At 63.3% G+C, this 10,830-nt stretch carries 7 protein-coding genes; 3 read left to right on the forward strand and 4 right to left on the reverse strand.

The annotated features are described in order from the left end of the window. Positions 1 to 107 precede the first annotated feature (107 nt). The 3 genes from EKH80_RS20985 to EKH80_RS20995 form a co-directional block, all read right to left on the reverse strand. On the reverse strand, positions 108 to 2,981 hold the full coding sequence (locus tag EKH80_RS20985) for a TonB-dependent receptor domain-containing protein (RefSeq protein WP_126686754.1): 2,874 nt from the start codon (positions 2,979 to 2,981) through the stop codon (positions 108 to 110). 283 nt (positions 2,982 to 3,264) lie between these two features. Next, positions 3,265 to 3,870, reverse strand: coding sequence for an SGNH/GDSL hydrolase family protein (locus tag EKH80_RS20990; RefSeq protein WP_126686755.1), 606 nt, complete (start codon positions 3,868 to 3,870; stop codon positions 3,265 to 3,267). A gap of 2 nt (positions 3,871 to 3,872) precedes the next feature. Continuing rightward, the gene (locus EKH80_RS20995) at positions 3,873 to 5,120 is read right to left on the reverse strand and encodes an aminotransferase class I/II-fold pyridoxal phosphate-dependent enzyme (RefSeq protein ID WP_126686756.1); all 1,248 of its coding nucleotides are present in this window, start codon (positions 5,118 to 5,120) and stop codon (positions 3,873 to 3,875) included. Between the two features lie 244 nt (positions 5,121 to 5,364). Here EKH80_RS20995 and rsgA point away from each other — a divergent pair, with 244 nt between their 5' ends. Both rsgA and EKH80_RS21005 read left to right on the forward strand, forming a co-directional pair. Beyond that, positions 5,365 to 6,426 (forward strand): ribosome small subunit-dependent GTPase A, encoded by a 1,062-nt coding sequence (gene rsgA / locus EKH80_RS21000; RefSeq protein WP_126686757.1) that lies wholly within the window; start codon positions 5,365 to 5,367, stop codon positions 6,424 to 6,426. Beyond that, a complete protein-coding gene (locus EKH80_RS21005) occupies positions 6,423 to 7,700 on the forward strand; it encodes a peptidase MATCAP family protein (RefSeq protein WP_126686758.1) in 1,278 nt (425 codons plus the stop codon). The genes rsgA and EKH80_RS21005 overlap by 4 nt, the downstream gene beginning before the upstream one ends. On the opposite strand, the gene EKH80_RS21010 is transcribed toward EKH80_RS21005, so the two are convergent. Next, entirely contained in the window at positions 7,683 to 8,261 is a 579-nt protein-coding gene (locus EKH80_RS21010) for a DUF2165 family protein (RefSeq protein WP_230473864.1), read from the reverse strand. The genes EKH80_RS21005 and EKH80_RS21010 overlap by 18 nt on opposite strands. Before the next feature lie 154 nt (positions 8,262 to 8,415). Here EKH80_RS21010 and EKH80_RS21015 point away from each other — a divergent pair, with 154 nt between their 5' ends. Then, positions 8,416 to 10,704, forward strand: a complete 2,289-nt coding sequence (locus EKH80_RS21015) for an NADP-dependent malic enzyme (protein ID WP_126686760.1) — start codon at positions 8,416 to 8,418, stop codon at positions 10,702 to 10,704. The last annotated feature ends 126 nt before the right edge of the window (positions 10,705 to 10,830 follow it).

Here is a 10,830-nt window from a genome sequence, read left to right on the forward strand (position 1 = left end):
GGATTCAGCGCGAGGTTGAGGGCTTCACCCGACCCCAACCCTCCCCTACTGCACGTAGGGGAGGGAGTAAATCGCGGGACGAAGTGAAACTCGTGCAAGTGCTGGTGTTAGAACTTCACCGTGGCCCGTGCCCAGTAATAGCGGCCCAGCACGTCATAGGTCGCAGTATCGACGTTGTAGTTCGGGCCATTTTGGTAGATCAGCGGCGGCGCCTTGTCGGTGATGTTGTCGACGCCGAATTCGAAGCGAGTCTTGATGGCCGGCACGTTATAGGCGATCTCCGCCGAGTGATACAGGATCGAGGCCAACGGGGCGCTCGCGCCGGTATTGATGTCGGCGTTGATGTCGGTCATGTGGTGGATATAGCGCGTCTGCCATTGCGCGCTCCAGTTGCCCAGCGACCAGTTGAGCGTCAGCGTGCCGCGCCAGCGGGCGATACTGCCGAACTGTTGTGTGTACGTACCTGCATAGTCATGCGTCTTCGCGCCCGGCTGGCCCGGCGTGGCGTCGTTGTAGAACGAGTTGGTATAGGTGGTGTTGAGGCCCACCTTGAAGTTGCCGGGGTTGAAGCTGCCCAGGTCGAAATGCGGAATGGCATAGCTGGTGCTGAAGTCAATGCCGCTGGTGCTCAGGTTGCCCAGATTAACGACTGGAGTGCTCAGGTAATAGATCGCGCCGGCCAGTGCGTTGCTGTTGGGATAGCGGTGGATGAAGTTGCAGTACGGGCTGCTGTTGTTGTTGAAGCAGGCATTGAGTACGGTCTGCGCAGCCAGCGGAGTCAGCAGGTCGTGCAGGTTGATGCGCCATAAGTCCACGGTAGAGGAGAAACCCTCCAGCCAGCTGGGTGAATACACCAGGCCCAGGTCTAGCGAGTTGCCGTGCTCGGGTTTCAGATTGACGCCCGCCGGCTTGCCGCCCGAAGTGTAGGAGGTGACCTGCGGGATCGGGTTGCCCGCCCATTGCGGCGGCACGAATTGGCAGGCCGCAGGGTGCGCGGCCAAGGTCGCCGCACTGAGGCCAATGCAGGGATCGTTGATGGTGGGCCCGCCAATGGTGAGGCCATCGTCCAGCTCGTTGAGATTGGGCGCGCGGAACACTTGCGTGGCTGTGGCACGGATCAACAGATCGGCGATCGGTCGATATTCCAGCGCGATCTTCTTGTTGGTGGTGGTGCCAGAGGTGCTGTAGTCCGAAGAGCGAATGCCCAGGTCCAGGTTCAAGGCATAAGCGCCGGGCTTCTCCGACAGCAGCGGAATCAGCGTTTCGGCGTACAGCTCCTTCACATTGATGCTGCCGCGGCCGGGCGAGCCGCAGGCTTCGGACAGCACTGCGCAGGTGGTGGTGCCCGGAATGAGAATGACGTCCGGCGTCACCGCGTAGTTCATGGAGTTCCAGCGGTACAGCGCACCCGCCGATAGCTGCATGGCGCCAGCGGGAAGATCCCACAGTTCGCCGGATGCGTTGAATTGCACCTGCTTCATCGTGTTGGTAAGCACGTAGATTGGCGTGTCGACGCCCTTTCTCAGTTGCGCCGTCACCGCAGGGTCGGCCTGGTTGAAGATGTTGCCGCCGCCGTTGATCACCGCCTGCAGATCGGCGATGTTCACTTCGTTGTAGTCGGACTGCTTGCGGTTGGCGTAGCCGTAGTTGAGGCTGGCATCCCACAGCCAGCTGCTCTGGCCGAAATGGCCACGCAGGCCGGCGTTGACTTGCACGTTGTCGGTGTCGAAGGTGTGCAGACGCGTGCCGAGGCCAGTGAGTCGCTCGCTGATGACGTAGCTCTTGCCGTTAAAGCCCGGGGGCGCGCCGAAGGTGACACCGAACGGGTTGATCGGATTGTTGGCCGCCACGTACCAACCGTCGTTGGTGCTGGTAGGCGCAGGCGCATCCTGGCCGGACGAGTTGGTGCGGTTGTAGAACACATTGATGAACGCGGTGAGGTTCGGCGTGATGTTGTAGTTGCCGAGCACGAAGAAGTTCGCGCGTTTCTGTGCGGTCTGGATGTAGTTGTAGGCGTTGTAGTTGAAAGTGTCGTTGGGGCCGCCATAGCAGCGGTAATTGCTGAGACTGCTGCCGTTGCCGTTGGCCAGGGTCACATAGGCGTTGCCTTGTGCGTTCACGTGGCAGCCACCTGGCGTGAGTGCGGCCGGGACCAGGATACGTCCGGTTGGTATCGTGCCGGAGCCTTGCGGCACGACGGCGCCGCTGGACAGATACAGCGCTCGCGCCGAAAAGCCGCGCCTTCCGGCCAGGGTCGGGCTGTACTTGTTCCAGTCGATGCCCGCCACGATGTTGCCTTGCTCGCCACTGGCTCCGGTGGTGAAGTTGAAGCCGCGTCGCTGACTATCGCCATGGCTGGAAATGCCGTCGTTGATGCTGAACTCCGCGCCTTTGAAGTCTTTGCGCAGATGCAGGTTCACCACGCCGCCGACCGCATCCGAACCGTAGGCGGTGGAGGCGCCTTCCGCCAGCACGTCCACGCTCTGGATCATGTTCTGCGGAACCATGTTGAGATCCGCATTGGCCAAGCGTTGGCCATCTACTAGCACCAGCGTGCGATTGGAGCCCAGTCCGCGCAGCGATACACGCGACGCGCCGTCGCCGCCTTCCAGCGTGGGGCTGGCACCGCCGCCACCATTGCTGTTGTTGGCCGGGTTGGTGGCATAGCCGGAAACGCTGGGCAGCTGCTGCAGCACGTTGCCAAGTACCGGATTGCCGTTGGCCGTGAGTGCGGTGCGGTCCAGCGTGACCACGGGGCTGGCGGTTTCGGTGTCGACGCGGCGAATCAGCGAGCCGGTGACTGTCACGGCAGCCAGTGTCTTGGTCTTTGCCTTCTGCGATTGATCGCCGGCGTTCGGTTGGGATGAGTTGCCTTGCTGCGAGCCGGCATCCTGCGCATGGGCGAGGACGGCTGCCGATGCGATGCCGACCGATAGGGCAAGGCGGACCGCGATGGACAAGCGATTGTAGTGAGCTTGCATGATGACTCCCCGAATAGATGACCGTTCAGGAGCGTTGGTGCAATAACTCTATTTCTGTCGGTTCCACCCAGCACGGCGACACATCATCGCCTGGACATCCCTCGTGCCCATTATTGCCCAGCGTCCCCTGACGCAACTGTTTCAGGAATTTGACGGCGAGTAAAGCTGGTTGGCGTTCATTCGGGGCGATTTATGCATTTAGTCATGCCCCGCAGGCCGCAGGCGGGTTCGGCCATCGATCAGCGGGCGATGATGGGCCGCACCCTGATGCTGGCTTGACGTCTCAGTCACCTTGCAACGCGTTGGTGGCCACTGCTTCGATGGCATCCGTCCACAGCGCATACTGCGCGCCAGAGGGATGCAGGCCATCGGCGGCTACCAGTCCCGCATGCTCGCGCGAGATGCCGGTGATATTCACGAAATGTGCACCGGCATGGTCGGCTTCATCGCGTGCCAACGCGTTGAAGCAGTCCAGTTCGTTGGCGATTTGTCGTAGGTCACGTCCGCTGGCGTAGCCGAACGGCGTCACGCCCCAATCGGGAATGGAAACCACCACCACTCGCCCGGGGCGATGGCCGGACAGGGCCATTGCGCGCAACAGCAGGGCACGGAACTGCTCGCGATATTCCTCCGACGGGCGTCCACGATACTGATTGTTCACGCCGATCAGCAGCGTGACGAGATCATACGAAGGTGCGAGCACAGCCTGGTCCATGCCTGCGGAGAGCTCATCGGTGGTCCATCCAGTCACCGCGATGATCTGCGGGTCATCGATGGCAATGTCCTGCTTGCGCAGTTTTTCCACCAGCTGCGCCGGCCAGCGCGCCTGCGTAGGCACGTCTTCGCCAATGGTGTACGAGTCGCCCAGGGCGAGGTAGCGCAATCTCATGATCAACGGACTGCGACCGCGGCACGCGGCGACGCTTCGTCGGCCATGCGCTCCAGTACGCGCTCCATGCGCACGAATACCTCGCGCAATTGCGCCGGCTGCGGCAGCAGGGTCAGGCGCATATGCCGGCTGTTCGGCACGTTGAAGCTGGTGCCGGGTACGATCAGCACGGATTCCTCCTCCAGCAGGCGCAATGCGAAGTCATTGTCGTCGAAGTCAGCGATGCGGTCGCTGCGCACGCGCGGAAAGGCATAAAGCGCGCCGCCTGGCGTCACCAGATCCAGATAACGGCTGGCCGCTACGCCATCGAGAATGGCCTGGCGCGCGGCATGAAGGCGCCCGCCCGAAGCGGTGAGGGTGTTGATGGTCGGGGCATCCTGCAGCGCCGGGATCACCGCCCACTGTGCGGTGACGTTTGCGCACAGGCGCAAAGCGGACAGCAGTTGCAGCGCATCGCGATAGTCGTGCGTGCGCGCCGGATCGCCGGAAAGGCTCAGCCAGCCGACGCGGTAGCCGCAGGCGCGATGCACCTTGCTCAAACCGCCGAAGCTGAGGCAGGGTGTGCTGCCGGCTAATTCGGCCAGCGGCTGGAACGGGGTGCCGTCGTACAGGATTTCGTCGTAGATCTCATCACACAGCAGCAACAGCCGGTGCCGCGCGGCGATTTCCACGATCTGTTCCAGCAAGGCGCGTGGATACACCGCGCCGGTCGGATTGTTCGGGTTGACCAGCACCAGTGCGCGCGTGCGCGGCGTGATCAGCGCCTCCATTTCCTCCGGATCGGGCATGTGCCGGTTCTCGGCAAGGCAGCGGTAATAGCGCGGCACGCCGCCGTTGAGGATGGTGGCTGCACTCCACAGCGGATAGTCCGGGCTCGGCAGCAGGACTTCGTCGCCCGGTTGCAACAGGGCGCGCAGGCTCAGGTCGATCAGTTCGCTAACGCCGTTGCCGATGAAGATGCGTTCCATCTGGACGTGCTGCGCACCGCGTGCGCGCTGCTGTGCGGCGATGGCTTCGCGCGCTTCTTCCAGGCCCTGTTCGTGGCCATAGGCTTCGCTTTCATGCAGATGCGTGGCGATCGCTTCGCGCAGGTGGGCGGGTACCGTAAAGCCATAGCGGGCCGGATTGCCGATGTTGAGCTTGATGATCGGCGCGCCTGCCGCTTCCAGTTCACGTGCGCGACGGGTCAGTGCACCGCGGATCTCATAGCGCACTTCGGCCAGGTGCGCGCTGGGCTTGATCGGGGACAACGGTGTTAAGTCCTTTGACGAAAGGGGAAAGCCGACTTGCCGTCGGCTTCACGATGCTAACAGCGGGATGGGGCGGCGTGGGGTCAAATTGAGGCAGGGAAAGGGGAATAGAGAGCAGGGAACCTCTGGCGTGCGTAATCCGGCGACCTTGCGTTCTTATGGATATTGGGACAAAGCCCGACGAAAGAGAGCGAGGCGGCAGCCCCGTTCCCGTTCCCCCGTTCCCCCCTCATAATCCCCCCCTATGACCGAAGCGCAGACCATCGAACGGCTCCGCCACGTCGGCTGGCGAGGCCACGACCTGCCGGGCGACGGGCGGCGACTGGCCCGTGTGGTGGCGCAGCACCGTGCCGGCTATGAGCTGCACGATGGCGAGCAGGTCTTCAGCGCCCAGCCGGACGGGCATTTCCTGAAGCGCGGGCTGGACCCGGCCGAGCGTCCGGCGGTGGGCGATTTCGTGGAAATCGTACCGGGCAAGCCGCCGCACATCCTGAGCGTGCAGCCGCGGCGCACCGTACTGTCGCGTGCCGCAGCGGGGGAACGTTACGAACGGCAGGTGATCGCCACCAACATCGACTATGTGCTGGTGCTGACCGGCCTGGACGGGGATTTCAATCCCGCGCGCATCGAGCGCTACCTGTCGCTGGTGGAGGGTTCGGGCGCGCAGCCGGTGGTGGTGCTGAGCAAGCCGGATCTGGGCGAGGATGTGCAAAGCCGGATCGCCGAGTTGCAGGCCCGCCTGCCGGCGGGGACCCCGATCCACACCGTCAACGGCAAGGACCCGGCCAGCGCGGCCGTGCTGGCCAGTTACTTCAAGCCGGGTGACAGCGCTGTGCTGGTGGGCTCGTCCGGCGCCGGCAAATCCACCCTCACCAACACCTTGCTGGGCAGCGAGCAGATGGCCACCGGCGCCGTGCGCAGTCACGACAGCCGGGGCCGCCACACCACTACTTATAGAGCCCTGCTGCAACTTCCCAGCGGCGGTTGCCTGATCGATACGCCCGGCATGCGCGAGCTCAAGCTCACCGGCGAGGAAAACCTGGATCTGTTCGCGGATATCGAAACGCTGGCCGAGAACTGCCGCTTCGCCGATTGCGGCCACGGCAGCGAACCCGGCTGTGCCGTCCAGACGGCCCTGCACGACGGCGAGCTGACGCCGGAGCGCTGGCGTAATTACCTGAAATTGCGCGACGAGCGCGAGGAACAGGCCACCCTGCTCGAATCACGCCTGCGCCGCCAGCGCGGCGGGCGGCCGGCAGCCAAGCCACATGGTCCGCGTGGCTCGCGCGAGAGAGAGGGGTGGTGAGCGCATCGGCCGAAAAAACCGTTCCGCCCGGGCTGGAGGCGTACGCCGAGCTCGACAAACGCCTGCTGGCTGCGGTGAAGGGCATCAACATCCTTTCAACCGTGAGTTGGCCGGCCTCGCTGGAAGACCGCATGATCGAGTCCTACGGCAAGGGGCAGTACGCCTTGCCGGAAGTGAGCTACCGCAAGCCGGATCATTCCGAGGTGCGTAAGGAACTGGCCGCGATCGAAAAGGATGCCGGCGATGGCGATCCGATCCGTGAGTACCTGCGCCGCACCGCCGAATCCTGGCGCATCGCCGCCGAAATGCTTGAGTCGGTAGGCACGGATGGCGTTACCGCGCCATCCATCCAGCTGTATGGACGCCCTGGCGATGCGATTCCAGGCAGCCACTACAGCAATCTCGATGCTGCGCGCTATTTCGTGGAGCTGTCCGACGAACTGGGCGCCGACATGGCCGACGACGATATCGTCACCAATATCTCGTCCGAGCTGTTGCGCAAGGACCTGTCCAAGGTGCTGGACGATTTCTTCGGCCAGGGCGTGATTGCGGTCGAGGTGGACAACGATCTCACCGCCAAGGCGGCAGCCGGCGCTACGCGTATCCGCCTGCGCGGAGGTACGCGCTTCAGCCAATACGACCGCCATCAGCTGCTCAATCACGAAGCCTTCGTGCATTCGCTGACCGCCTTGAATGGCCGCGAGCAGCCCGTGTTGGCCTCGCTTGCGCGCACTTCACCCCGCGTCACCGCCACGCAGGAAGGGCTTGCCGTGTTTGCCGAGCTGATGTCCGGCGCGATCGACATCGCGCGGCTCAAGCGCATCAGCCTGCGCATCCTTGCGCTCGACATGGCGCTGAACGGCGCGGACTTCGTCGAGGTGTACCGCTTCTTCAACCGCTGCGGACAAAGCGTGGCGGACAGTTTTCATTCCGCCCAGCGCGTATTCCGGGGTGTGCCGTTGACGGGCGGCTCTGCGTTTGCCAAGGACAACGTGTACCTGAGCGGTTTGCTGGACGTGCATACGTTCTTCCGTTGGGCGCTGAAGGAGCGCCGCCTGGACCTGCTGCGCTATCTGTTCGCGGGCAAGCTGACCCTGGGCGACGTGATGAGCCTAGAAGCGTATTTCCAGTCCGGTGCGATCACCGCCCCACGCTGGTTGCCGCCATGGATGCAGCACGTGCATGGCCTGGCCGGGAAGCTCGCGTTTTCGCTTTTCATCAACCGCATCCGGATGTCGAAGGTGGAAGCCGGCGCGCTATCGGCTGGATTGTGAGACGGATCGGGTCAGATCGGCATCGGGCTGGTTGACGAAGATCAGTACGCCAAGGATGGCCATGTAGAACCTGAAGGCGCCCTCCTGCCCGTTCCAGGTCTTCGATTGCCACATGGCGAACCATTCCCCGCCGACCACCATGAAGCCGAAGAACCACGTCAGGAAGCCCAGCACACATCCGGCCGTGACCAAGCTTTTCGCTTGGTCAAAGTTTGTTCCACTTAGGTGACGAGCCCGCCACAGCGCGACGGTTCCGCCGAGCAGCAGCAGGCAGGTGGCGCCTTCGGCGGCGATGATCAGCCAGTAGCCTGCCTGCCATGCCAGGGGGCTGGTGATGGCACGGCCCAACAGCGCGTTGCCTGGAAAGGTCGTGTCCATCGACAGCACGTGCCGCACGAACAGGAAGTTGGAGCCGTAGTCGACGACGTTGTCGAACGTCACGATGAAGGCGAACGCGGCCAGCACTAGCGGCAACAGCATCTTGGCGAGGCGGAGGGTCACGGGCTTCGTCCAAGTATGGGGGGCGGCAGCGAGTATCCGCGGTTTTGTGCCGCGCTGCATCAAGCATCTGCGGACATAACGCGTGCGTAAATTGCGGCTGGTTCCTGTCTTTTGGTTGTTCCCGATGTCCGTTGCTGTCTGCTGGCGGGTGCTACCATCTGCGGCATGCCGCTGCGCGGCCTCATTCCCCTTTCCTTTCCGTTGCAACCATCCGATGGCCCATTCCGACGATTTTCGCCAAGCCGCCCTCGAGTATCACCAACTGCCGCGTCCCGGCAAGATCAAGGTCACACCGACCACACCGCTGGTAACGCAGCGCGATCTGTCGCTGGCCTATTCACCAGGCGTGGCCTACGCCTGCGAGGCGATCGTCGAGGATGCGCGCAATGCCAGCCTGTACACGGCTCGTGCCAACCTGGTGGCGGTGATCACCAACGGCACGGCTGTGCTGGGCCTGGGCGACATCGGCCCGCTGGCCGGCAAGCCGGTGATGGAAGGTAAGGGCGTGCTGTTCCAGAAGTTCGCCGGCATCGACGTGTTCGACATCGAACTGAACGAGCGCGACCCGGACAAGCTGGTGGACATCATCGCGGCGATGGAGCCCACCTTCGGCGGCATCAACCTGGAAGACATCAAGGCGCCGGAGTGCTTCATCGTCGAGCGTAAGCTGCGCGAACGGATGAAGATCCCGGTATTCCACGACGACCAGCACGGCACCGCCATCATCGTTGGCGCGGCGGTGATCAATGCGTTGAAGATCGTCGGCAAGCGCATCGAGGACGTGAAAGTCGCCACCACCGGCGTCGGCGCCGCAGGCATCGCCTGCCTGGACATGCTGGTCGCGCTGGGCGTAAAGCCCGAGCACATCCTGGCATTCGACCGCGAAGGCGTGCTCTACACCGGGCGCGACCACATGGATCCGGACAAGCAACGTTATGCGCGCGACACCAAGGCGCGCTCGCTGGCCCAGATCGTGGAAGGTGCGGACATCTTTCTGGGCCTTTCGGCCGGTGGCATCCTGAAGTCGGAAATGGTTGCGAGCATGGCCAAGCAGCCGATCATCCTGGCGTTGGCGAATCCGAACCCGGAAATCCTGCCGGAAGATGCCAAACGCGTCCGTCCGGATTGCATCATCGCCACCGGCCGTTCGGACTACCCGAACCAGGTCAATAATGCGGTGTGTTTCCCGTATATCTTCCGCGGCGCGTTGGATGTGGGCGCCACCGGGATCAACGAAGCCATGAAGCTCGCATGCGTGCAAGCCATCGCTGCGCTGGCGCAGATGGAAGCCGGCGACCTGGCCGGCGCCTACGGCGGCGACGCGCCCACTTTCGGTGCCGAATACCTGATCCCGCGTCCGTTCGACCCGCGCCTGGTGGTGATGCTGGCGCCCGCCGTGGCGCAAGCGGCGATGGATTCGGGCGTGGCCACGCGGCCGATCGAGGACATGGAAGCCTATATCGAAAAGCTCAGCCAGTTCATCTACCGCACCGGCCTGATCATGAAGCCGGTGTATGACCGCGCACGGGCCGATCGCAAGCGCGTCGTGTATGCGGAGGGCGAGGAAGAAACCGTGCTGCGCTCGGTGCAGACGGTAATCGACGAGAAGCTGGCGCATCCGATCCTGATCGGTCGTCCGGACGTGATCGAGACGCGCATCGAGCGTCTTGGCCTGCGCATGCGCGCCGGCGTGGACTTCGAACTCACCAATATCAACGACGATCGGCGCTTCAACGATTACTGGCAGCAGTACCACGCGCTCACCGAGCGCCGTGGCGTCACGCCCGCCGCCGCGAAAAACCTGATGCGCTCACGTCCCACGCTGATCGCTTCGATGATGGTGAAGCGTGGCGAAGCCGATGCGCTGATCTGCGGCCTGGTCGGGCGCTACCACAAGAAGCTCGGTTACATCCGCAGCGTGTTCGGGCTCGATCCTGGCGTACAGTGCACTTCGGCGATGACCGGAGTGATCAACGACAAGGGCACCTGGTTCTTCCTCGATACCCACGTGCAGTGCGATCCTTCGGCAGAGCAGATCGCCGAGGCCACGCTGCAGGCCAGCCATCGTCTCAAGCTGTTTGGCGTGGAACCCAAGGTGGCGCTGCTGTCGCACTCCAACTACGGCAGCCACGAGAACGCCAGCTCGGCAAAGATGCGCGAGGTTTGGAAGATCCTGCGCACTCGTGCACCGCATCTGGAAATGGACGGCGAAATGCAGGGCGATACCGCGTGGGACGAGGAAATCCGCCGCCGCATCTTCCCCAACACCACGCTGAGCGGGCGCGCCAACCTGTTCGTGATGCCCAATCTCGATGCCGCCAACATCGCCTACAACATGGTGCGCGTGATGACCGATGGTGTCGCGATCGGCCCGATCCTGATGGGAGTGGACAAGCCCGCGCACATTCTCACCCCTTCTTCCACGGTACGCCGCGTGGTGAACATGACGGCGATTGCCGTGGTGGATGCGCAGATCCGCGCCGCACAGGGCGAGCGGAGCTAAGGTTTCAGGCATGCTGCACCCTCTCTCCTTGGCTTGATTAGCGTCGAGTCTCAGTAGGTGAGCAGAGGTAGGGCGAGCATGGCGGCATCCCTCAAGCGGAGGTGCCGCCATGCCGATGAACCGCGT

Source organism: Dyella choica (assembly GCF_003977665.1).
GTDB lineage: Bacteria > Pseudomonadota > Gammaproteobacteria > Xanthomonadales > Rhodanobacteraceae > Dyella_B > Dyella_B choica.